Here is a 23,899-nt window from a genome sequence, read left to right on the forward strand (position 1 = left end):
GTGGGTATCGGGAGTGTGTCGCAATCCGCCTTGCGGTGCAACGGCTTCCGCTGCGCCGCACAACGCTCCTGCGTGGCGCCTGTATCGGACGCCGGGGGCAGTGCCCGCTTGCCCTGCCGGTGGCGGCGGCGGTACACACGGGAAGGCTGTCAGTCGAAAGGTCCAGAAGATGCCGGAAACGGTCCCGTCCGACCGCGTGACCGCGGTCGCCGCCGCCATGATGGTCTATCTGACCGACCGGCAGTTCGACGCCGAGAAGATCAACCGTTTCACCACGCTGTGCGAGGAGATCCGCCGCGATTTCGACCTCGACAGCCGTCTGGCGCTGGCCGAGCGGCTGGAGCGCGAGGCGCCGTCGAACGACAATGTCCGGCTGCGCTCGGTCCTGTTCCTGCTGACCGGCGATCTCTATCACTATGAACGCATTCTCCATTACCTGATCCTGGGCGGCGACAGCGCCGATCCGGCGGCCCTGCACTACACCCACTGGTGCATGTCGCGGCAGCTGTTCCTGGGCGTGGCCAGCGGTGACAAGCTGGCGAGCTTCGTCCCCTGCGACCAGTTTCGCTACTATACGGCGATGGTCCGCCAGATCGCGCGGCGCTGGGGCCTGACGCCGCCGCGGGCGGTCTTGCGCGACGGCCCGATCCGCCGTGTCGCGGTGGTGACCAACCAGTTCACCAACCAGGGGCATCAGCCGACCCGCGACTGCTTCGACTTCGCCGCCCGCATGCAGGACGAGTTCGGACTGGACGTCGCCATCATCAACGTCAACGGCCTGCCGGCACGGGTCGAGAGCGTCTTCATCCCGCCGATGATCGCGGAGGTCGCCGCCGATCTGGAGGGCGTGTACGCGCTGAGGATGTTCGGCCGGCAGGTCAAGGTCGCCTCCTTCACCCATCCCGCCTTCAGCCAGGACAAGCTGCGCGTCATCGTGGAGGCCATCGACGGCTACGACCCGGACCTGATCGTGTCCTTCGGCGGGTCGAACATCGTCGCCGACCTGTTCGCCGACTCCGGCGCCCGGCCGGTGGTGGCGCTGCCCACCAGTTCCGGCATCACCCTGTCGCTGGCCCCCATCGTGCTTGGATTCGAAGAGCGCGACCACACCCTGTCGATTCCGGCGCTGTATCGCGGCCCCTTCGCCCGCCGTTTCCGTCCCTTCACCTTCGGCTACACCCTGCCGCCGTCCGACGGCGTGCGCGTGGACACCGGCTTTGCCGACGGCACGCCCCTGTTCGCGGTGGTCGGCACCCGCCTGGATCAGGAAGTGACGGGGGAGGTGCTGGGCCTGCTGGACGACATTCTGGACCATTGCCCCGACGCCGGTCTGGTGTTCGCCGGCGAGGTGCGGGACCTGCAGGCGCGCCTCGCGCCGCTGCGCAATGGGCAGCGCATGCGCTGCCTGGGCCATGTCCCCGACATCCGCGCGCTCTATGGCCTTTGCCGCGTCTTCCTCAACCCGCCGCGCCAGGGCGGCGGCGGCGGCGCGGCCTTCGCCCTGGCCGAAGGGGTGCCGGTGGTGACCTATGGCTGGGGTGACGGAGCGGTCGTCTCCGGTCCCGAATTCTGCGTGTCCGGCCGCGACGCCTTTCTGGAGCGTGCCGTGACGCTCGCCACCGACGCCGCCGCCCACGCTGCGGCCGGGGCCGCCGCGAAGGCGCGCTTCATCGAGATCGGCGACCGCAACCGATGCGTCGAACGGCTGCTTGCCTATGGCGAGGAGGCGCGGACCCTGCTGCGCGCCGAACATGCCGGAGCGAATTAATCTTCCTTCACATTTTCGTGGAAGACTGATCCCCTCAGTCCCCAGACCATAAGCCGCAGGTCCCTTGGAAAGCCGCCCCTTGCCGAACGCCGTCCCCAGCCATCTCCCCCCAGGCCGTCCTGCCATGTCCATCGCCGGCCGTCCGATCGGCTGCGGCCATCTGCCCTATCTGATCGCGGAGATGTCGGGGAACCACAACGGCGACCTGGGCCGTGCGCTGGCGCTGGTGGAGGCGGCGAAGGAGGCGGGGGCCGACGCGGTCAAGCTGCAGACCTACACCGCCGACACCATCACCATCGCCCATGACGGTCCCGGCTTCCGGCTGGAGGGCGGGCTGTGGGGCGGACGCACCCTGCACGACCTCTACCGCGAGGCGCACACGCCCTGGGAGTGGCATGCCCCGCTGTTCGAGCGGGCGCGGGCGCTGGGTCTGACCATCTTCAGTTCCCCCTTCGACGAGACCGCCATCGAACTGCTGGAGGAACTCGACGCCCCGGCCTTCAAGATCGCGTCCTTCGAACTGATCGATCTGCCGCTGATCCGCCGCGCCGCCCGCTCCGGCAAGCCGCTGATCATCTCCACCGGCCTCGCCACGCTGGGCGAGATCGAGGAGGCGGTGGCGGCGGCCGGCGACGTGCCGCTGGCCCTGCTGCATTGCGTCAGCGGCTATCCCACCCCGCCGGAGGATTGCAACCTCCGCACCATCCCTCATCTGGCCCAAAGCTTCGATGGCGTCACCGCCGGCCTGTCCGACCACAGCCAGGGCATTGCCGTGCCGGTCGCCGCCGCGGCGATGGGCGCCACCATCATCGAGAAGCACTTCACCCTGTCGCGCGCCGACGGCGGGGTCGACAGCGCCTTTTCCCTGGAGCCGGCCGAGTTCAAGGCGATGGCCGACGCCGTGCGCACGGCGACCGCCGCCATGGGGCGGGTCGACTATACGGTGAAGCCCAGCGAGGCCGGCGGACGCGACTACCGACGTTCCCTCTATGTCGTCACCGACCTGGAGGCGGGGGAGCCGCTGACCGCCGCCAACGTCCGCTCCATCCGGCCGGGATTCGGGATGGCGCCCAAGCATCTGCCGGACGTGCTCGGCCGCCGCGCCGCCCGCCGCCTGAACCGGGGAGAGCCGCTGTCCTGGGACATGCTGGCACCGCCGACGCAGGAGGGCTCGCATGGATAGGCCGCGCGTCGTCGCGATCTCGCAAGCCCGGATGACCTCCACCCGGCTGCCGGGCAAGGTGCTGATGCCGGCCGCCGGCCGGCCTCTGCTGGCCCACCATCTGGAACGGCTTTCCCGCACGCCAGGGCTGGATGCGGTGGTTCTGGCGACGACGGTGAACGCCACCGACGACCCGGTGGTGGAGTGCGCGCAGGGTCTCGGAGTCGCCGTCTTCCGAGGCGACGAGCAGGACGTGCTGGGCCGCTTCGCCGGTGCCGCGGCGCTGGCCGGCGCCGATCTGGTGGTGCGCGTCACCGCCGACTGTCCGCTGATCGACCCGGTGCTGGTCGGCCGCCTGATCGCCGCCTTCCGGGAAGGCCAGCCGCTGGATTACCTGTCGATCGACAGCACCCGCTATCCGCGCGGCCTGGATGCCGAGATCTTCCCGCGCCGCCTGCTGGACGAGGCGGCGGCCAACGCCGCCGACCCGGCTGAACGGGAGCATGTCACCCCCTACATCTACCGCCGGCCCGACCGCTTCCGGTTGGGGACCGCGCTGGTGCCCGACGTGCCGGTGGAGCCTGCGGATCAGCGCTGGTGCGTGGACGAGCCCGCCGACTATGAACTGGTGCGCCGTCTGCTGGAGGCGTTGGTCCCGTCCAACCCAGGATTCGGCTGGCAGGATTGTTGCAAAACTCTTCGCGACCACCCCGATTGGGTGGACATCAACCGTTCGGTCCGGCAAAAGACGCCGCACTGATCCGGTCCCGGTTCGACCAAGGAGAAAAGCTTATGGATCGCAATGAATTCCTTCTCGCTCTTGACGAGATGCTCGAACTGGATCCCGGCACGCTGACCGGCGACGAGACCCTGGAATCGCTGGAGGCCTGGGATTCGCTGGCAGTCATCAGCTTCATCGCGCTGGTGGACGAGAAGACCGGCGTGGTGGTCGAAGGCGAGAAGCTGGCCAAGGCGAAGACGGTCGCCGACCTGCTGGCCCTGGCGGGTGCCCCGGTCGCGGCCTGAGCGGTGCCGTTTCCCGTTTCCCGGCCTGTCTCCGCCCGGCCCGTCTCCGAAGGCAGCCGCCTGCGCGCCGGTGTCGCCACCGTCGCCGGCGGCCCTGCCGCCTACCTGTCGGTCGGCAGCGGCGGCGTGCCCGTCCTGCTTCTGCATGGCTTCGCCGGCGACCGCCTGACCTGGCAGTTCAACCTGTCGGCCCTGTCGGCCCGGCGGCGTGCCATCGCCGTCGATCTGCCGGGCCATGGCGGATCGACGCCGGATGTCGGCAGCGGCCGGGTCGCCGATTTCGCTCCTTGGCTGGTCGAGTTCCTCGACGGGCTGGAACTGCCGCGCGTGCATCTGGTCGGCCATTCGATGGGCGGCTATGTCGCGCGCGAACTGGCCTGGCTGGCGCCCGACCGGGTGGCGAGCCTGACCCTGCTGTCCAGCGCCGGGCTCGGCACTCCATTCGACCTGGATTTCCTGCGCCGGGCCATCGCGCCCGCCGACGTTGCGGAGGGGCGCGCCTGCGCCGAACGGCTGTTCGCCGGTCCGTCGCCGCTGATCCCCCGCTTCGGCGAGGTGCTGCACGCCCAGGGCGCCGACCCGGTTCGCCGCGCCGCGCTGGAACGCATCATCGAGGTGTCCTTCGCCGCCCATGCCGATGGCGGCGGACCGCCGGTGGACTGGAGCGCCTATCCGATGCCGGTCCAGGTACTGTGGGGCCGCGAGGATCGCATCATCCCGCTGCCGCCCGCCAACCGGCTGCCGCCGGACGCTCCGTTCCGGGTCTTCGACAATGCCGGCCATCTGCCGCACATCGAGACCGCCAGCCCGGTGACCGCCGCCATCCGGAGCTTCCTGGACGGCTGCGACGACGGCCAATCCGGGCACCCATCTGCCGAGCCGACCAGACCATGACCGACAGCATCTTCGCCCTGATCGCCGAGGAACTCGGCCGCATCGCCGCCGACAAGGGGGAGGTGCTGCCGCCCCTGACGGCGGACAGCCGTTTTCTCGACGGCGATCTGCCGATAGACTCCCTCGACCTCGCCACGCTGCTGGTGGTGCTGGAACAGCGCACCGGACAGGATCCCTTCCGCGAAGGCTTCCGGCAGTTCACCACCGTCGGCGAACTGGCGGCGCTCTACACCGTTCCCGCATGACCGGGCGCCGCCCAGACTGGATCCATCCCGCCTTCCGCCTGATCGAAGGGGAGGAGGTCTTCGGCTGGGCAGACCTTGCCGCGTTGCCGATGCCGGCAGGGGGTGTCGTGCAAGCCGACCGGCCGTCGCGCGTGCTGGCGGCGCTGGCCGCCGCGGAGACTGTGGGGCAGGGGCTTCTGCTGGCCCGTGGCGGTGCGGAGTCCGGGGGCTGGCAATCCGGGCCGGGCTTCTCCGTCACGCTGGAAAGCTCCGGCACCACCGGCACCCCCAAGCGCCTGCGCCATGATTTCGCCCGCCTGCGCGGGCGGCTGCGCGGCGTGGCGGAGGAGGGCGCACGCTGGCTGCTGACCTATGATCCGGGCGCCTTCGCCGGCCTTCAGGTGATGCTGACCGCCGCCGCGGCCGGGGCGCTGCTGGTCGCCGTGCCCAATCGGGGCGCCGGGACCATCGCCGCGCTGGCGCAAGCGGCGCGGCGCCATGCCGTGACCCATGTCAGCGGCACACCCAGCTTCTGGCGCGCCTTCCTGATGGCGTTGGGCGGACCGGAAACGGCGCTCGACCTGCCGCTGGCCGCGGTGACGCTGGGGGGCGAGGCCGCCGACCAGCCGCTTCTCGACCGGCTGGCAAAGCGGTTTCCCCATGCCCGGCTGCGCCACATCTACGCCTCGACCGAGGCGGGAGCGCTGTTCGCCGTCGCCGATGGTCGGGCCGGCTTTCCGGCGGCCTGGCTGGACGCGGCGCCGGACGGGCTGGAAATGCGCATCGCCGACGGGGTGCTGGAAGTGCGCAGCCCGCGCGCGGCACCGGGGGCGGTCGATGCCGACGGCTGGCTGTCCACCGGCGACCTCGTGGAACGCCGGGGCGACCGGGTGCTGTTCGCCGGCCGGCTCGACGGGCTGGTCAATGTCGGGGGGGTGAAGGTCTCGCCGGAGGTGGTGGAGCGGCGCCTGCTGGCGGTCGACGGGGTGGCGGATGCCGCGGTCGTCGCGGTGACGAGCCCGATCACCGGCCATCTCCTGACCGCCACCATCGTTCCGGTCCCAGGCGCCGATGACCCCGCCCTTCGCGTCGCCCTGCGCGCCGCTACCGCCGACCTGCCGCCCGCAGCCCGTCCGCGCGCCCTAACCTTCGCCGACCATATCCCGCTGAGCGCAGCGGGCAAGAAGAGCCGAAAGGGAGCCCCATGACCGCGTCCGCCGAGCCGAAACGTCACGTCATCGTCACTGGCGGCAGCCGCGGCCTCGGCCTTGCGCTGGTGGAGGCGCTGCTTGCCGACGGCTATCGGGTCTCCACCTGCAGCCGTTCTCCCTCCGAAGCGCTGGAACGGCTGGCCGGTCCCGAACTGTTCTGGCACCCCTGCCGCATCGGCGACGGCGACGAGGTGCGCGCCTTCTTCGATGCCGTCATCGCCTGGGGCGGCGAGGCGCCGCTGTGGGGACTGGTCAACAATGCGGGGATCGCCCGCGAAGGCGTGCTGGCGACCTTCCCGGAGGTGGATGCCGAAGCGGTGATCCAGACCAACCTGACCGGCGCCCTCCAGGCCGCCCGCGCCTTCCTGCGGGCCAAGCTGACGGCGCGCGGGGCTGGCGCCCGCGGTGGACGCATCGTCAACATCTCCTCGATCATCGGCCAGCGCGGCTATGTCGGGCTCGCCGCCTATTCGGCGTCGAAGGCCGGGCTGGATGGCCTGACGCGGGCGCTGGCGCGCGAGGTCGGGCGGCGGGCGATCACCGTGAACTCGGTGGCGCCGGGCTATCTCGACACAGAGATGTCGGGCACCCTGTCGGACGGGCAGCGCGACCAGATCGTCCGCCGCACGCCGTTGGGGCGGCTCGGCACCGCGGCGGACGTCGTGCCGCTGGTCCGTTTCCTGCTCGGCGACGGTGGTGGCTTCATCACGGGTCAGACCCTTACGGTGGACGGCGGCATAACCTGTTGACGCCCACAAGCAAAGCCATTGGGAAATCCGTAAGGGAACAGGGGAGGCGGAGATGGTCGCCAGCCGGATCGACGGGGTGGGCGTGCGCGGCGTCGTCGGCTGCGTGCCGGAAGGACGCGAGACGGTCGGGGATCTCGCCCGCCGCTTCGGCGAGGACGCGGCCCGCAAGATCGCCGCCGCCACCGGGATCGAGGAACGGCGGATCGTCGCTCCCGGTCAATGCACCAGCGACCTTGCGGAGGCCGCCGCCCGCCGTCTGCTCGACGGGCTGGGCTGGGAGCCGGGTAGCCTCGACCTGCTGGTCCTGGTGACCCAGACCCACGACCAGACGCTGCCGGGCACCGCTTCGCTCCTGCACCGGCGGCTCGGGCTGCGCAAGGGGGCGGCGGTGCTCGACATCACCCACGGCTGCTCCGGCTTCGTCTATGGGCTGTGGGCGGCGGCGGGGCTGCTGAAGGCGGCCGGACGGCGGGCGCTGCTGCTGGTCGGCGACACCACCTCGCAGCTGATCGATCCGGAGGATCGCGCCGTGGCGCCGCTGTTCGGCGATGGCGCCGCCGCGGTCGCCCTCGAACTGGACGACTCAGCTGATCCGATGGCCTTCGACTTGGGCAGCGATGGCACCGGTGCGCCCTATCTGGCGGCGGACGGCGGCGCGATGCGCCATCCCGACCGGCCGCCGCGGCTATTCATGGACGGAACCCAGGTCTTCGCCTTCACCCTGCGCGAAGTGCCGGGCAGCGTCCGCGCCGTGCTGGAGTGTGCCAACTGGACCACGGACATGGTCGACCATCTCGTCCTGCACCAGGCCAACGCCCAGATGATCCGCCATCTTGGTCAGAAATTGGGGGTTTCCGCCGATCGAACCGTCGTCGCCCTGCGGGAGGTCGGCAATACCAGCTCCGCCTCCATCCCGCTGGCATTGACGGGTTCGCTGGCGGAACCGCTAGCCTCGGGCTGCCGCCGGTTGCTGCTGTCGGGCTTCGGCGTCGGCTGGTCCTGGGGCAGCGCGGCGCTCGCCGTCGGACCGCTGGCGGTGTGCGAAACGGTTGTCCTGCCCGGCAGGAAATACCCGGCAGAATCTGCCGCCCCGGCAACCCCTGCCCCTTAACCGGCAGAATTTGCCGGCAGGTGGGCAAAATTTGCCGGGTGCGTTCCTGCCCACCGGCACGGATTACCAAGGAAACCCGGCAAATTTGAACTGGCCCGCTTCTTGCCTACCACTTTGGCGGGGGAATTAGTCCCCTTCCGGGCCAAGCGTTCCGAAAGCGGTGCGCGTCCGGACATTGATCCTCCAAAGGAGTGGCTATCATGGCTGGCAACGTTACCCTCTCATCGTCCATGCGGACCAACCTGCTGCAGCTGCAAAGCACGCAGGAACAGATCAACAAGAAACAGAACATCCTGTCGACGGGCAACAAGGTCAACACCGCCCTCGACGGCCCGACCGCCTTCTTCTCGGCCAAGGGTCTGAACCAGCGCGCCGGCGACCTGACGTCGCTGAAGGACGCGATGGGTCAGTCGATCAGCACGATCCAGGCCGCCGACAAGGGCCTGACCTCCATCGACTCCATGGTCGACCAGGCCAAGGGCCTGACCACCGCCGCCTATGCGGCGCTCGGCAACGATGCCGCCTCCATCGCCACCCGCAAATCGCTGGCCGCACAGTTCAACACGCTGCGCGGACAGATTGACAAGCTGGCCGCCGACAGCGGTTACGGCGGTAAGAACCTGATCGCCGGCAACGGCCTCAGCATGGACAGCACCAGCTCGTCCCGTGCCGCCGTCAACACCATCGTCGGCGTCGACAACGCCCGCGTCACCAACGTGCAGGCGCCGGACACTTATTCGATCCGCATCAAGGGCGACGGCTCGATCGAAGGCAAGTCCGACGACATTAACTCGGCCGAAAATGCGCACGGCCTGACCGGCCTGAAGCTGTCGGGCACCATCTCCAGCACCTCGGGCAGCTTCTCCAACGTCCAGATCGAAGTGCGCGGTGCCAACGGCCGCACCCGTGACATCATCGTGTCGGACGGCAACGAAAGCCGGACGACCTCCTACTTCGACAACACGCAGACGACCTCCACCAACCTGAAGACGGCGGCGACCTCGGGCGTGGCGCAGGTGTCGACGGTGAACGTCAGCGGCACCATCGAGGAAGGCGACATCTTCTCGATCACGGTGGAAGGCCAGACCTTCAGCTACACCGCCACAAGCGGCGACGTGGCCGTCGGCCAGAACGCCGCTGTCAACGTGGCGACCAAGCTGCAGGCCTCGATCAGCGGCGCCATCTCGGGTAGCGGCCGTCTGGCCGGCAAGGATGTCGCCACCGCCTCCATCGGCAGCAGCGGCACCATCACCCTGACCGGTAACACCACGAGCGGCGTGGTGCGCGATTTCTCCCTGACCTCCAGCACGACCAACGCGCTGACCAAGAAGATCTCGGAGAGCTTCGCGTCGGGCACGGTGGTCTCCTTCACGGTTGATCGTCGCCTGATGGAAGCGGCGAACAACCAGGGCAACGGCATCTCGACCATCGAGAAGAAGGTCGACCTGCAAATCCAGGTCACCAACTCCAACGGCGCCCAGGTCACCCGCGACGGCATGAGCGATCAGGGCGACGGCAAGCTGGCGAGCGGCGACCAGGCCTTCGCCTTCGACAGCGGCACGGTCCATCTGAACGTCGATGCCAAGACCATCAAGCAGGCCGCTTCGTCGAACTGCTCGGCCAACATCGTCACCAAGCAGATCTCCGACGCCAACTCGTCGAACGACATCACCGTCCAGCTCAACGAGACGAACACCAACTCGATCACGGTGGGCGCGGTGAACCTGACCACCAGCGGTCAGGGCCTGAAGCTCGACGAAGCGCAGAACGACTGGACGGACCGCGCCGACATCGACAAGGCGGTCGCGGGTCTCGACAATGCCAAGGCGACGATCCGTTCGGCCTCCCAGTCGCTGTCGACCAACCTGAACATCATCACGACCCGCGAGAACTTCACCAAGGAGTTCAGCGACGTGCTGACGGAAGGAGCCAGCAAGCTGACGCTGGCCGACCAGAACGAGGAAGGCGCGAGCCTGCTGATGCTGCAGACCCGGCAGCAGTTGGGCACCATCGCCCTCTCGCTGGCCAACCAGTCGCAGCAGTCGATCCTGCGCCTGTTCTAAGGCGTAGAGTTCGGACGGCAAGTTCGGGTAGGATCACGCCCGGCGGGCGGCGGCATCAGGCCGCCGCCCGTTTCTTTTTTGGGCCGGACCGGGCCGGCAAAGGCCGGACGGCGACGGCCCGCAAGCCCCGGGTTCCTCGCTCATGCCACTCAAGTTCGTGCTTCGTCCCAACGAGAAGGTCATCATCAACGGTGCCGTCATCGGTGCCGGTGACCGTCCGGGCTCGTTCTTCCTTTACAACACCGCCAATTTCCTGCGTGGACGCGAGGTGCTGAAGGAAGAGCAGATCGACTGTATCGAGAAGAAACTCTATTTCGTCATTCAGCTCGTCTACATCTTCCCGGAAGACTCGACGCTGAACCTTCAGCGCTTCGCCTCCATTCTCGACGAAACGCGGGAGGCGCGGCCCGACGCGGCAAAGACGCTGGACGAGATCACGCGGCTGGTCGAAGGCCGCAACTACTACCGGGCGCTCAAGCTGTGCCGCAAACTGTTCCGGGCGGCGAACGGCGCAGCGGTCGATGACGGCGCCGAACAGATCGGCGGTGGCGCCGACGACGACGACACCCCGACGACAGACCGGATGCCGTGACCGCAGCCGATCTGCTCGACGCCGCATTGTCGCTGCACCGCGCCGGCCGCTTCGCCGAGGCGCTGGCGCTGTATCGCCGGATCCTGATCGACGATCCGGCGCACGCCGACGCGCTGCACCTGTCGGCCATGATCGCCTACCAGACCGGCCGGACCGCCGAGGCTCTATCCGGACTGGGGGCGGCCCTGGCGCTGCAACCGCGCTTTCCCAACGCCTACAACAGCCTCGGCAATGTCCTGGCCGATCTGGACATGCCGGAGGAGGCGCTTGCCGCCTATGCGGTCGCGATCAGGCAGAACGACCGCTATGTCGAGGCCTATGGCAACCGAGCCACCGTGCTTCAGCACCTCGGCCGGCGGGAAGAGGCGGCGGACTCCTATGCCCGCGCGCTGACCTTCGACCCGGACAATCTGACTGCTCGATTCAATTACGGCATCCTTCAGCGGGAATTGGGCCGGATCGCGCCGGCGGCCAATGCCTTCTATGCGGTGGTCCAGGCCGATCCGTCGCGGTCCGCCGCCTGGCGGCATCTGGCGATCTGTCTGCGCGGGCTGGGCCACCCGGATGCGGAGGCCTGCCTGCGCCGTGCGCTGGAGACTGCCCCGACGGACGCGGAGCTGTCGCTGGAACTGGGCGCGCTGCTGAATGGCCGGGGCGACCATGGGGGAGCCTGCGGCGTTCTCGCCCCGGCGGTCGCGGCGCATCCCGGCAATGCGCAGTTGCACTTCACCTTCGGCACCGCCCTGCAGGGCATGGGGCGGCTGCGTGAGGCGGTCGCGCAGTTCCGCCTTGCGTTGGACCGCGAACCGACGATGCAGGGCGCCTGCAACAATCTGGGCGTGGCCCTGCTCGAACTCGGGACGACCGACGAGGCCGTCCCGGTGCTGCGCCAGGCGCTGGTCCTCAGCCCCGACGACGCCGTGGCGGTCAACAATCTCGGGACGTCGCTGGAGGATCGCTACGACCCCGCGAGCGATTTCGAACGGCCGGCGCGGTGGTACCGGCGCGCCCTGCGCCTTCGGCCCGACTACGGGAAGGCCCTGGTCAATCTCGCCGGCACCCACATCGGCAAGCGGGAGACCGACCGCGCCGAGCATCTCTGTCGCCGTGCCGCGGCGGCGGACCCCCGAAGCGTGGAGGCCTATTCCAATCTCGCCGGCCTGCTTCTCGAGCGCGACGACACCGGCGGGGCGGTGCGTATGTACCGGCGTGCCTTGGCGGTCGATGCCGAGGACCCGGCCGCATTGACCGGCTACGGCTTGGCCCTGCAGATTCTCGGCCGTATCGGGGAGGCGGAGGCGGCCCATCGGCGCGCGCTGGAGATCGACGGCAACAATGCGGAGGCCGCGGGCAATCTCGGCATGATGATCTGGCAATACCGCCAGGACCATGCGGCGGCCGAGCCCTTCATGAACCTCGCCCTGTCGATCAATCCGTCGCTCGGCACGGCGCACCTCAACCGCGGTATGATGCGTCTCGCCCGCGGCGATCTCGCCGGCGGGTGGGAGGGATACCGCTGGCGTTTCAGGGCCAAGGGGTATGTGAACCGCCGGATCGCCGCCCCGCTGTGGCGCGGCGAGGAGCCCGGCGGCAGCCGCCTGCTGGTGTGGCGCGAGCAAGGGGTCGGTGACGAGATCCTGTTTGCCTCCTGCTATCCGGCGTTGATCGCGCGTGCCGGGCATGTGGAGATCGAATGCGACCGACGGCTGGTGCCGTTGTTCGCGCGCTCCTTTCCCCAAGCGACCGTTCGGGCGGAATCGGTCGATGCCGCGGGCAGGGAGACGATTCATTCGCCGGACCGGCCGCCGGGCATCGATTTCCATGTGCCGGCTGGCGACCTGCCGGAACTGCTGCGCGGCAACCTGTCCGCCTTCGAACCGCAGGGCCCCTGGCTGGTGCCGGATCCGGTGCTGGAGGAGCGCTGGCGGGAGCGGCTGGCGGCGCTGGGGCCGGGCTTGCGGATCGGCATCGGCTGGCGCAGCCAGCTGATGACGGCCGAGCGCAAGGCTTCCTATGTGCTGCTGGAGCATTGGGGACCGCTGTTCGCCGTCCCCGGACTGGTGTTCGTCAACCTGCAATATGGCGACTGCGAGGCGGAGCTGCGGGCGGCGGAGGAGCGCTTCGGCGTGACCATCCACCGCTGGGCCGACCTGGACCTGAAAGACGATTTCGACGGGGCGGCGGCACTGACCGCGAACCTGGATCTGGTGATCTCGCCGGCGATGTCGGCGGGGGAACTGGCGGGTGCGCTGGGTGTGCCGGTCTGGCGTTTCGGCACCCGCGACTGGACGCAGCTGGGCACCGGCGTCCGGCCCTGGTTCCCGTCGATGCGCCTGTTCCAGCCCAACTCCGGCGAGGGGCTGGAGGCCATGCTGGTCCGAATGGCGGTGGAGTTGGCGCGCGCGGCATCCGGCAAGCCTCCGCTGCCCCTTCCGGTCCCCGACGCGGACGGAAGGCCGGGAAGCGAGACCGACAGACTGACGGCGGATGCCGTCGCCCATTACCGCGCCGGCGATGCGGCGGCGGCGGACACCCTGGTGCGGCAGGTGCTCGACACGATCCCCGGTCATCCGGTCGCCCTACATCTGGCCGGTGTGCTGGCGAAGCGACGCGGAGCATTGGAAGAGGCGCAGGCCCTGCTGGTCCGCGCCGTCGCCGCCGACCCGGTCAATGCCTCCGCCCATGCCGCGTTGAGCGAGGTCTGCCAGGCGTTGGGCCGCTTCGATGCGGCCGAGCGGGCGTCGCGCGCCTGTGTCGCGGTGCAGCCCGACGGTGTCGGGCACTGGGTCAACCGGACCGCGCTGCTGCGCCGCCTGGGGCTGGATGGGGAGGCGCGATTCGCGGTTGCCCACGCCCTGCGCCTGCGCCCCGATCTGGCGCCTGCCCATGGCCACCGTGCCGAACTGGCGCTACGTCCCGAGGATGCGGTGGCGGCCCATCGCATCGCGGTCGCCCTGATGCCGGGGGCCGCCGATATGCTCAGCAACCTCGGCACCGCTCTCCACAAGCTCGACCGTTTCGCCGAGGCCGCGCGCACGGCACGCCGCGCGATCCGCAGCGACCCCGGCCTCGCCGTCGCCTGGACCAACCTGGGCAACAGCCTGGAAGCGCTGGGCATGGCCGCGGAGGCGGAGGCCTGCCACCGCACCGCGATCGGCCTTGCCCCGTCGCTGGCCGAGGCCCATGGCAATCTGGCCTATCTGCTGAAGCGGCAAAGCCGGCATGAGGAGGCGCTGGCCGCCTTCGATGCGGCCCTGCAGGCCGATCCCAAGCATGCGCAGTCCCATTTCAACCGCGCGCTCCTGCTTCTGGAGACCGGCGTCCTCCGGTCGGGCTGGAGCGGCTATGAATGGCGCTTCGGCACTCCGGCGTTGCGGAACCATCGGCGCCGGCTGTCGATACGGGCTTGGCGCGGCGAGAACATCGCCGGGCGGCGCCTGCTGGTGTGGCGGGAGCAGGGCGTTGGCGACGAATTCCTCTTCGCCTCCTGCTATGATGAGGCGATGCGGCGCGCCGGCCGTCTGGTGATCGAGTGCGACCGCCGGCTGGTGCGGCTGTTCGCGCGCTCCTTCCCCGATGCCGATGTCCGCCCGGAAAGCACCGACCCGCGCGACGCCGATGTCCAGATCGCCGCCGGCGGCCTGCCGCGCCTGCTGCGCACCGAGTTGAAGCGTTTCCCCGAACGGACCTCCTGGCTGGTGCCGGATCCGGTGCTGGTGGAGCGCTGGCGGGAGCGGCTGGCGGCGCTGGGGCCGGGCTTGCGGATCGGCATCGGCTGGCGCAGCCAGCTGATGACGGCCGAGCGCAAGGCGGCCTATGTGCTGCTGGAACATTGGGGACCGCTGTTCGCCGTCCCCGGACTGGTGTTCGTCAACCTGCAATATGGCGACTGCGAGGCGGAACTGCGGGCGGCGGAGGAGCGCTTTGGCGTGACCATCCACCGCTGGGCCGACTTGGACCTGAAGGACGATTTCGACCGGGCGGCGGCGCTGACCGCGAACCTGGATCTGGTGATCTCGCCGGCGATGTCGGCGGGGGAACTGGCGGGTGCGCTGGGTGTGCCGGTCTGGCGCTTCGGCAGCCGCGACTGGACGCAGCTGGGCACCAGCGTCCGGCCCTGGTTCCCGTCGATGCGCCTGTTCCAGCCCAACACCGGCGAGGGGCTGGAGGCGGCACTGGTCCAGATGGCGAAGATATTGCGGGCCACCGCATCGCCGCGCGGGAGGGGGACGGCGCCTGCCGGGGCATCTGTCGGTATGGGGGATGGCGAGACCACGGACCCCGACCCGGATCGGCTTCTGGAGCAGGCGGTCGCCGCCCATCGTGCCGGTTCCTTCGCTGCGGCAGCCCCGCTTTACGAGCGGGTACTCACCCACCGCCCGCGGGATCCGGTGGCGCTCCATCTGTCCGGCCTGCTCGCCCACCAGACGGGCACGCCGGAACGCGGCGAAGCGCGCATCGCAGCGGCGGTCGCCGCCGCCCCGGATTATGCGACGGCGCATATCAGCCTGGGGAACGTTCGCTTGGCACTCGGGCGGGCAGGACCGGCCGCCGCCGGTTTCCGGACCGCCCTGGCGCTTCAGCCCGGCAACGCCGCGGCGCTGACCAACCTGGGCAATGCGTTCGACGCGCTGGAGCGGAGCGGGGCCGCCGTGCCGTTCCACCAGCGGGCGGTCGCCGCCGACCCCGACCTTGCGGAGGCGTATGACAATCTGGGCGCGACCCTCGCCCGGCTCGGCCGCTGGGGCGAGGCGGAGCGGGCCCATGCCCAGGCGCTCCGGCGGGCACCGGCACTGGAGGCGGGATGGGTGAACCTGTCGGTGGCGCTGCGGCGTCTCGGCCGGCTGAACGCCGCGGAGCGGGCGGGCCGCTACGCCCTGGCGCTCGTCCCCGCCCTGGCCGACGGAATGGCGAACCGCGGCCGGCTGCTGCGCGAGATGGGAGACGACGCCGCGGCGTCCCTGTGGTGCGGCCGTGCTCTGGCGGCCGAACCCGGCCACGCGGCGGCGGCTTTCAATGCCGGGGTTCTCGATCTCGCCGCCGGCCGGCTGGCGCAGGGATGGGAAGGCTATGATCGGCGGTTCGACACGCGCGACCTGACGTCCGCCGTCCGCCGTCCGGCGGCCCCGCTCTGGACGGGCGGTGACCTGTCGGGGAAGAGCCTGCTGGTCTGGCGCGAGCAGGGGATCGGCGACGAGCTGATGTTCGCTCAGCGCCTGCCCGAACTGATCGCCCGCGCCGGCCGGGAAGGGGGGCGCATCGTGGTGGAATGCGACCCGCGCTTCGTTCCGCTGTTCGCCCGCTCCTTCCCGCAGGCGACGGTGCGGGCGGCGCCGGCCTCCCTGGCCGAGCCGTCGACCGATGTCGACTGCCATCTCCCGATCGGATCGCTGTCGCGCCATTTGGGCGCTTCCCTGACAGGGTTCGCCGGGCTGGAGCCGGCATTGCGTGCCGACCCGGCGGCGGTCGACGGCTGGCGCCGGCGGTTGGCCGAATTGGGAGAGGACTTGCGGGTCGGCATCGCCTGGCGTAGCGGCCAGCTCGATCCGGACCGCATGCCCGATTATACGCGGATCGAGGATTGGCGGCCGGTGCTGACCCTGCCGGGGCTGATTCTGGTCAATCTGCAATATGGCGACTGCGGGGCCGAACTGGCGGCGGCCCGGGAGGCTTTCGGCCGTGCGCCGCACGCCTTCCCCGACCTCGACCTGCGCGACGACCTCGATGGCACGGCGGCGCTGATGTCGGCCCTGGATCTGGTGATCGCGCCCGCCACCTCCACCGGAGAACTGGCTGCGGCGCTGGGCATGCCGGTCTGGCGGCTGGCGCGGACGGGCGACTGGACGATGCTCGGCACCGGGGTGCGGCCCTGGTTCCCGTCGATGCGTCTGTTCCGGACGGGCCCCGGCCAACAGGTGGCCGATCTGCTGCCGGCCGTGGCGGCGGAGCTTGCGCGTCCCGGTCGGGCCATCGGTTGAAAAGGCCTGCCGTCGCAAAGCAGCGCGTCAAAAAAGCCGGGTGAGGCGACCCGCCTCAACCCGGCCTATTGAACCCCTGTTCAAGGGTGGTGTCTGAAGGTCGATGCTGTGATTGGGGGGATTAATTCATCGGGCCGGTGCGCGTCAGGCGGTCGATCTCTTCCTTGACGTGCAGCTTTTCGAGCTTGAGGCGCTTCACTGCGCTCTCATCCGGCCAGGAGCGCTTTTCCTCGTCGAGGATCGCCCGGTCCAGGCGCATGTGCTTGTCTTGCAGAGACGAAAGGCGAGCTTCAGTGTGCATGAGTCGCTCTCCATAGGATCAGTCCGCTTCCCGCCTCAATGTGACGGGCCGGTGACAACAGTGTTCACCCATCCGAAGCGCCGAACAACCCTAATCTTGCGTTTTATGCAGTCAAACCATGCGAAAAAATGCCCCAACCGTTCAGACGTATGACAGTGGGTCGCAGGGGTGGGATCTTGAAATCATTTCGCGCAACACCATCCGGAGGTAAGCCGACCCTTTGAACCAAAGGGTCATGTTGTCGGTGGAGGCCCCCCTGCGGCGGTGACGGCGACGATGGCCGAGAGCGACCGACGTGCCTCCGCGAGACCGGGCTGAATCACCAGCGCATGGCGATACCAGCCGGCCGCCTCGCCACGGCGTCCCATCCGATGGAGGAGTCCGGCCAGCCGCAAGGCCACCGACGGGACCGTCGGGTCGAGGCGGGCGGACCGGTGCAGGGCCTCCACCGCCTGCTCCGCAAGGCCGATGCCGTCCAGCGCGACGCCCCATTGGTGAAGCACCGCCGGACCGGTGCCGGCCACTGCCGCCCGGCCATAGGCGGTGGCCGCCGCAGCGGTATGTCCGCCCTCGCGCTCGGCATGTCCCAGCCCTTCCAGCGCCGTCAGCATGGCGGGGGCGAGCGCAAGGGCATGGCGGAAGCGGCAGGCCGCCACCTCGGGACGGCGCAGCGCGCGCAGAATCTTGCCATGGTTGACCGCTGCCTCGGTCTCCGCAGGATCCTGTGCCAGCGCCCGGCGGAGCAGCCTGTCGGCCTCCTCCAGCCGGCCGAGCTGGGCGACCAGCAACCCGGCCCGGTGCAGGGCCTCCGCCTCGGCCGGATCGATGGAGAGGATGCGGCGGTAGAGCCGTTCCGCCTCTTCGAACCCGCCGGACTGGTGACGGTCGAACGCTTTGGCAAGCAGGGCGCGACGGTCGGTCATCAGGCCGGCGCCAGTTCCGCCAGCGCGCGTACCGCCTGCCGGGCGGCGGCGGCCAGTCCCTCGCCGGCCGGCGGCTGGATCAGCCGCATCGACGGGAACCAGGGCCGCACACCCGTTCCCATCTGCGTCCAGTCGCGGGTGCCGAGCCGCCAGACCGGGACGCCCAAGGCACCGGCCAGTTCCCCGACCGCCGTGGCCGGCGAGATCACCAGATCCAGGTTGGCGATCAGGGCCGCAACCCCCTCGAAATCGTCCTTCAGGTCCAGGTCGTCCCAGCGATGAAGACGGCGCGTCGCCGTTTCCACCTGTGCCAGTTCGGCCCGGCAGTCGCCATATTGCAGCATGACCACGCTGACGCCGGCCAGATCGAGCAGGGCCGTCCAGTCGGCCAGACCGGTATAGGCGGCGGCGCGCTGGGCGGTGACGATCTGGCTGCGCCATGCCAGCCCCACCTTCAGACCGGGCAGGGCGGCCAGCCGGTCGCGCCACAGGGCGATGCGGTCGGGATCAGGGCGCAGATAGGCCGGACGGACGGGGAAGCGGTCCACCCGGTCGCGGACCAGGGCGGGCAGGGTGCCGGCTGGCATCTGCAATTCGCAATCCGGAGGTGTGATCGTCTCCCGCCCGGCGACGTCCGCGGTCTCGGCCCGCACTGTCACCCACGGGAAGGAGCGAGCGAACAGGCTGACCAGCCGCCGGTCGCATTCGACCGTGACCGGACCGTCCAACCCTTGCAGGGCGTCGAAGCAGGAGGCGAACAGGATCTCGTCGCCCACCCCCTGTTCCGACCAGGCCAGCAGTCGCCGGCCCCGCAACGGTTCCCCCGTCCAGACCGGCCGGTCGATGCGGCGCGCCCGCTGCAATTGACGGGCGGAGAAGCGGCGGCCATAGCCGGCCCAGCCTTCCGCGATGCACCCGTCTGCAAGGTCCAACAAGCCGAGGTTCCAGGACGCCAGGGCAAACCCCGGGTCGATCCGCAACGCGCGGCGCAGATGGATCTTCGCCTCCTCCGGCCGGCCGGCCAGCGTGGCCATGGTGGCGAGGTTGTTGCCGGCGTCGGCGGACCCCGGCTGCAGGGCCAGCGCCCGACGGTAATGGCCGGTCGCTTCCGCCATGCGCCCCAGCAGTTCGCAGGCGTGGCCGAGATTGGCATGGGCCGGGAGATGCTCCGGCTGAAGGGCGATGCAGCGGCGATGCAGCTTCATGGCCTCCTCCACCCGCCCGCAGGTCTGGTGAACGAGGCCCAGATGGGTCAGCGCCTCGGCAAAGGCGGGGTGCAGGGCCAGCGCGCGGGTGAAGGCGCGGACCGAGTCGGCATGGCGCTTATCCGCCTCCTGCACAAGTCCCAGATGGTTCCAGGCCTGGGGAAAGGCCGGGTCGGTCCGCAACGCCCCGCCGATCAGGGCGAGCGCCTCGTCGTTCCGTCCGGTCTGGTGCATCAGCAATCCCAGAAGATGCAGCGCATCGGCATGGCCAGGGGCCTTGCGGTCGGGATCCGCGGCGATGGCGGCGCGATAGGTGGCCTCCGCCTCCGCCAGCCGGGCGGCGCGGTGAAGGTCGGCGGCCCGGTTCAGCAGGGTATCGAAATCGGGTTGCGCCTCGGGCTCTGGCGATGCTGCAACCACCGGTACGGAATCCGGCGCCGGTCCTGGCGATGTGGCCCGCAGGGTGTTCGCCATCCCCCGGATCGTCGATTCCAGCCCCTCGCCGGTGTTGGGCTGGAACAGGCGCATCGACGGGAACCAGGGACGTGTGCCGGTGCCCAGCTGCGTCCAGTCGCGGCTGCCGAAGCGCCAGACCGGCACACCCAGCGCACCCGCCAGTTCCCCCGCCGACATCGCCGGCGAGATCACCAGATCCAGGTTCGCGGTCAGTGCCGCCGCCCCGTCGAAATCGTCCTTCAGGTCCAGGTCGGCCCAGCGGTGGATGGTCACGCCGAAGCGCTCCTCCGCCGCCCGCAGTTCCGCCTCGCAGTCGCCATATTGCAGGTTGACGAACATCAGTCCGGGGACCGCGAACAGCGGCCCCCAATGCTCCAGCAGCACATAGGAAGCCTTGCGCTCGGCCGTCATCAGCTGGCTGCGCCAGCCGATGCCGATCCGCAAGCCCGGCCCCAGCGCCGTCAGCCGCTCCCGCCAGCGCTCCACCAGCACCGGATCCGGCACCAGCCAGGGGCCCTGCGGTTCGAAGGCGGACAGGTTGCCGCGCAGCAGTTCCGGCAGGTCGCCCGCGGGTATCTGCAGGTCGCAGTTCGGCGGTACGATGGTCTCGCGCGGGATCTCGCCGAAAGCGTCACCGGTGCAGCTTTCGGCCCGCACCGTGGCCTTGGGGAAGGAGCGTCGGAACAGCGTGACCAGCCGCGGATCGCATTCGACGGTGACCGGTCCGCCCGCCCAGGCGACAACGTCCGGATAGCAGGACGCGAACAGGACTTCGTCGCCCACCCCCTGCTCGCGCCACACCAGCAGCCGCTTGCCGCGCAGCAGCTGCCCACCCCAGCGCGGGATGTCGAAGCGCCGGTCCGGCATCGCCTCTCCGGCGGCGAACCGCCGCTCATATCCCGCCCAGCCGCGCGTCATGTCGCCGTGACGCAGCGCCAGGAGCGACAGGTTGTAGGTCGCGGTGGCAAGGTCGGGCTGCTGGGCCAACGCCTCCTCGAAGCAGGCCGCCGCCTCGTCAAAGCGCCCCTGTGCCTGCAGCGCGTTGCCGAGGTTGTAACGCGCCTCCACGAACTCCGGATGAAGCTCCAGCGCCTGCCGGTGGCACAGTTCCGCCTGATCGGGACGGCCCAGCCGTTTCAGCACGCTGCCGAGATTGTTCAGCGCCGCGCTGTGGCGCGGGTTGCGCTTCAGCGCCTGACGATAGGCGATCTCCGCGCTCTCCAGGGCGCCCTTCTGCTGCAGGACGGCGCCCAGATTATACTGTGCCGTGGCGTCGTCCGGACGGTGCCGGGCCACCAGCCGATGCTGGGCGATGGCCTCGTCCAGCCGTCCGCTCATCGCCAGCGCATCGCCCAGGTTGTTGTGCGCCTCCACCATGCCCGGCACCAGCCGCACGGCGTGGTCCAGCGCCGTCACCGCACCGCCATGGCGATGGCGTGCGGCGTGGCCGTTGCCGAGATTGTACCAGGCCTTGGCATAGTCCGGCTTCAGCGCCAGCGCAGCGGCGAAGGCCCGTTCCGCCTCTTCATGGCGTCCGAGGACGGCCAGGGCGTTGCCCAGATTGTGCCGGCGCTGCGCCCCTTGCGGGTCCAGGGTGGCGGCCTTGCGGTGGGCCTGCACCGCCTCGTCCGGCCGGCCGGCGGCGGACAGCGCGCTGCCCAGATTGTCCCAATAGTCGGGTACGCCCTTCGCCTGTGCCAGCGCCTTGCCGATCAGGGTCACCGCCTCGCCGGCGCGGCCCGATTGCAGGGCCACAACCCCCAGCAGATGCAGGGCGTCGGCATTGCGCGGTTCCGCCGTCAGCACCGCGCGATAGCCGCGCTCCGCCTCGGCGAGGCGCCCGGCCTGATGATGTGCCACGGCCTGTGCCAGCATGTTGGTCTGCTTCGCCACGTTCCGGCCCCGTCCCCGACTGTCCGCACCCTCAAAGGGAGTGCCATCATCGGTGGATCACGGTAAAGATGCCATTGATAAAGATGACGTTGATATCGGCGGCAAATCGGCCGGTGCCGGCGGCGGGAAAGAGGAGAGTACGCGATGGCAGGGTCACGCTTGTCCTTGCGCGGTGGACTGCGGGGAGCCGCCGTGGCGCCGGCGGTCAGGCTCAGCCGGCAGGCGGATGCGCTGGCATCGGCCGGCGACGCGGCGGGGGCGGAACCGCTCTATGCGCGGGCGCTGGAGGCCGATCCGACCCTGGCGGGGACCCACAACAACCACGGCAACGCCCTGCGCGCTCTCGGCCGTCTGCAGGAGGCGGCGGCCGCTTACCGTGCCGCCGTCGCCCATGGCCTGCATGAGGGTATGGCGCACTACAACCTCGGCTCCGTCCTGCGGCAGGCGGAGCGGCATGGCGAGGCCGACGATGCGTTCCGCCAATCCTTGGCGCTGCGGCCGGACCATGCGGAGGCGTGGAACAACCGCGGGAACCTGCTGCGCGACCTCGGCCGCTTCGGCGAGGCGGCGACGGGCTACCGGCGGGCGCTGACCCTGCGGCCGGACTGGGCCGATGCCCACGACAATCTCGGCGCCGTGCTCTACCTGCTGCATGAGCAGGGCGGGGTGGAGGAAGCGGCGGCTCTGGCCCGGCTGTGGCGGCGCGACCACCCCGCCAACCCGCTGGCCCGCCACATCGGCGCCGCCATCGCCGGGGAGGAGGCCGATGCGCGCGCGCCCGACGACTATGTGCGCCAGACCTTCGACCTGTTCGCCGAGGAGTTCGACCGCAAGCTGGCGGAGCTCGATTACCGCGCGCCGTCGCTGCTCGCCGGCCTGCTGGCGGAGGAGGAACGGCGCAGCGGCCTGGACGTGCTCGACGCCGGTTGCGGCACCGGGCTGTGCGCCGCCTCGCTCCGGCCTTATGCCCGCCGGCTGGTCGGTGTCGACCTGTCGGACGGCATGCTGGACCGCGCCCGCACCCGCGGCCTGTATGACGAGCTGCAGGCGGCCGAGTTGGTCGGTTTTCTCACCGAGCGGCCGGGCGTCTTCGACCTCGTCATCGCCGCCGACGTCTTCTGTTATTTCGGCGTCCTGGACGATGCTTTCGCCGCTGCCCGCGCGGCGCTGCGGCCCGGCGGCCGGCTGGCCTTCACGGTCGAGGAACTGGATCCCGCCGACGGACGGCCCCACCGCGTCGCTACCCACGGCCGCTATGCCCATGCCGAAGCTTACGTCCGTGCGGCGGTGGCAGGTGCGGGGCTCTCGCTCCGGCGCTGCGACCATGACCGGCTGCGCTACGAAAGCGGCGAGCCGGTGATGGGGCTGGTGATGCTGGCGGAGCGGACCCCCGCTTAGCGGGGCCGCCGCGGCCGGCGGGGGGACGGCGGCTTCGGCGCCGGTGTCGGTTGGGGCGGAGCCGGCTGCGGCTGGGCCAGCGCGTCGGCCTCTTCGCCACGGCCCAGCGCCCGCAAGGCCAGGGCCAGCGTGTCGCGCGGCGCGGGATGGGCCGGGTCGATGCGCACGGCGTGGCGTAGCGGGGCCAGCGCCGCCGCTGCCCGATTGGTGGCGGCAAGCGCGATGCCGAGGTTGAGCGCGGCCGACAGGAAATCCGGCGCCAGCGCCAGCGCATTGCGGAAGGCGATCACCGAATCCGCGCGAAGCCCGGCGGCGAACAGGGCGTTGCCCAGCAGGAAGGCGATGTCCGCATCCCGCGGGTCGAGTGCGGCGGCCCGGATCAGGTCGGCCAGGGCCGGCGTCACCTTCCCCGATTCCAGCCGCAGCCGTCCGCGCGCGTGCAGCAGGTCGGTCAGCTTTTCCCGCGCCGGCTCCAGCGTCGGTTCGATCCGCAAGGCACGTTCCAGCAGTTCGGCGGCGGCATCGACGGCCGCCGCATCGCCGCGGCTATGGCGGGCGAAGGCACGGTCGGTCCAGGCCTCCGCGAAATCGGGGCGCAGAGCCAATGCGCGGCGATAGCCCGCTTCCGCCTCGCCCAAGCGATCCAGGCCGCGCAGCAGGTTGGCGCGGTTGGCGTGGATGTCCGCCGCCTCCGGCCGCAGGGCCAGCGCCTTGTCGATCAGCGTCAGGCCGAACTCGCCGCGGCCGACCTGACCGGCCAGAACGCCGAGGTAATGCAATGCGTCCGGCTGTTCCGGCTCGGCATCGAGGATGCGGGTGTAAAGTTCCTGCGCCTCGCCGAAGCGGCCGGCAAGATGAAGGTCGAGCGCCAGCGTCAAGGCTTCGAGGATCGTGGCCATGATCCTACGCTTTAGGACGACCGGTGCCGTCGCCGCAAGCCCGCCC

The 23,899-nt window shown here is 70.1% G+C and carries 17 protein-coding genes; 13 read left to right on the top strand and 4 right to left on the bottom strand.

Annotated features, from left to right (window positions below; translation table 11 throughout):
- Positions 1 to 169: 169 nt before the first annotated feature.
- From FZ938_RS26390 to FZ938_RS26445, 12 genes are all read left to right on the top strand, one after another.
- Positions 170 to 1,768, top strand: coding sequence for a glycosyltransferase (locus FZ938_RS26390; RefSeq protein ID WP_149201258.1), 1,599 nt, complete (start codon positions 170 to 172; stop codon positions 1,766 to 1,768).
- Positions 1,769 to 1,892: 124 nt separating this feature from the next.
- On the top strand, positions 1,893 to 2,951 hold the full coding sequence (gene pseI, locus FZ938_RS26395) for a pseudaminic acid synthase (RefSeq protein WP_149201259.1): 1,059 nt from the start codon (positions 1,893 to 1,895) through the stop codon (positions 2,949 to 2,951).
- On the top strand, positions 2,944 to 3,690 hold the full coding sequence (locus FZ938_RS26400; protein ID WP_149201260.1) for a cytidylyltransferase domain-containing protein: 747 nt from the start codon (positions 2,944 to 2,946) through the stop codon (positions 3,688 to 3,690). The genes pseI and FZ938_RS26400 overlap by 8 nt, the downstream gene beginning before the upstream one ends.
- Positions 3,691 to 3,722: 32 nt before the next feature.
- A complete protein-coding gene (locus FZ938_RS26405; protein ID WP_149201261.1) occupies positions 3,723 to 3,956 on the top strand; it encodes an acyl carrier protein in 234 nt (77 codons plus the stop codon).
- A gap of 3 nt (positions 3,957 to 3,959) precedes the next feature.
- Complete coding sequence (locus FZ938_RS26410) at positions 3,960 to 4,850, top strand: alpha/beta fold hydrolase (RefSeq protein WP_149201262.1); 891 nt, start codon at positions 3,960 to 3,962, stop codon at positions 4,848 to 4,850.
- Positions 4,847 to 5,095 carry an acyl carrier protein gene (locus FZ938_RS26415; protein WP_085083545.1) on the top strand — a complete coding sequence of 83 codons (249 nt, stop codon included), beginning with the start codon at positions 4,847 to 4,849 and terminating at the stop codon, positions 5,093 to 5,095. Before FZ938_RS26410 ends, FZ938_RS26415 begins: the two co-directional genes overlap by 4 nt.
- Positions 5,092 to 6,282, top strand: coding sequence for an AMP-binding protein (locus FZ938_RS26420; protein ID WP_149201263.1), 1,191 nt, complete (start codon positions 5,092 to 5,094; stop codon positions 6,280 to 6,282). The genes FZ938_RS26415 and FZ938_RS26420 overlap by 4 nt, the downstream gene beginning before the upstream one ends.
- A complete protein-coding gene (locus FZ938_RS26425) occupies positions 6,279 to 7,034 on the top strand; it encodes an SDR family NAD(P)-dependent oxidoreductase (RefSeq protein WP_149201264.1) in 756 nt (251 codons plus the stop codon). The genes FZ938_RS26420 and FZ938_RS26425 overlap by 4 nt, the downstream gene beginning before the upstream one ends.
- A 52-nt stretch (positions 7,035 to 7,086) precedes the next feature.
- Positions 7,087 to 8,145 carry a 3-oxoacyl-ACP synthase III family protein gene (locus FZ938_RS26430; protein ID WP_149201265.1) on the top strand — a complete coding sequence of 353 codons (1,059 nt, stop codon included), beginning with the start codon at positions 7,087 to 7,089 and terminating at the stop codon, positions 8,143 to 8,145.
- Between the two features lie 200 nt (positions 8,146 to 8,345).
- Complete coding sequence (locus FZ938_RS26435; protein ID WP_149201266.1) at positions 8,346 to 10,208, top strand: flagellin N-terminal helical domain-containing protein; 1,863 nt, start codon at positions 8,346 to 8,348, stop codon at positions 10,206 to 10,208.
- Positions 10,209 to 10,350: 142 nt separating this feature from the next.
- Entirely contained in the window at positions 10,351 to 10,800 is a 450-nt protein-coding gene (locus FZ938_RS26440) for a flagellar biosynthesis repressor FlbT (protein WP_149201267.1), read from the top strand.
- Positions 10,797 to 16,778: a tetratricopeptide repeat protein gene (locus FZ938_RS26445; protein WP_149201268.1), complete on the top strand. Its 5,982-nt coding sequence runs from the start codon at positions 10,797 to 10,799 to the stop codon at positions 16,776 to 16,778. Before FZ938_RS26440 ends, FZ938_RS26445 begins: the two co-directional genes overlap by 4 nt.
- A gap of 121 nt (positions 16,779 to 16,899) precedes the next feature.
- On the opposite strand, the gene FZ938_RS26450 is transcribed toward FZ938_RS26445, so the two are convergent.
- The 3 genes from FZ938_RS26450 to FZ938_RS26460 all read right to left on the bottom strand — a co-directional run bounded on the left by FZ938_RS26450 (position 16,900) and on the right by FZ938_RS26460 (position 21,556).
- Complete coding sequence (locus FZ938_RS26450; RefSeq protein ID WP_042694032.1) at positions 16,900 to 17,079, bottom strand: YdcH family protein; 180 nt, start codon at positions 17,077 to 17,079, stop codon at positions 16,900 to 16,902.
- 233 nt (positions 17,080 to 17,312) lie between these two features.
- Positions 17,313 to 18,002 carry a tetratricopeptide repeat protein gene (locus FZ938_RS26455; RefSeq protein WP_149201269.1) on the bottom strand — a complete coding sequence of 230 codons (690 nt, stop codon included), beginning with the start codon at positions 18,000 to 18,002 and terminating at the stop codon, positions 17,313 to 17,315.
- Complete coding sequence (locus tag FZ938_RS26460) at positions 18,002 to 21,556, bottom strand: tetratricopeptide repeat protein (protein ID WP_149201270.1); 3,555 nt, start codon at positions 21,554 to 21,556, stop codon at positions 18,002 to 18,004. Before FZ938_RS26460 ends, FZ938_RS26455 begins: the two co-directional genes overlap by 1 nt.
- 144 nt (positions 21,557 to 21,700) lie before the next feature.
- Between FZ938_RS26460 and FZ938_RS26465 the strand changes: the two genes are divergently transcribed.
- Positions 21,701 to 22,954, top strand: coding sequence for a tetratricopeptide repeat protein (locus tag FZ938_RS26465; protein ID WP_149201271.1), 1,254 nt, complete (start codon positions 21,701 to 21,703; stop codon positions 22,952 to 22,954).
- Here the strand turns inward: FZ938_RS26465 and FZ938_RS26470 are convergent.
- Positions 22,951 to 23,853 carry a tetratricopeptide repeat protein gene (locus FZ938_RS26470; RefSeq protein WP_149201272.1) on the bottom strand — a complete coding sequence of 301 codons (903 nt, stop codon included), beginning with the start codon at positions 23,851 to 23,853 and terminating at the stop codon, positions 22,951 to 22,953. The genes FZ938_RS26465 and FZ938_RS26470 overlap by 4 nt on opposite strands.
- Positions 23,854 to 23,899: the final 46 nt, after the last annotated feature.

The organism is Azospirillum oryzae, assembly GCF_008364795.1.
GTDB lineage: Bacteria > Pseudomonadota > Alphaproteobacteria > Azospirillales > Azospirillaceae > Azospirillum > Azospirillum oryzae.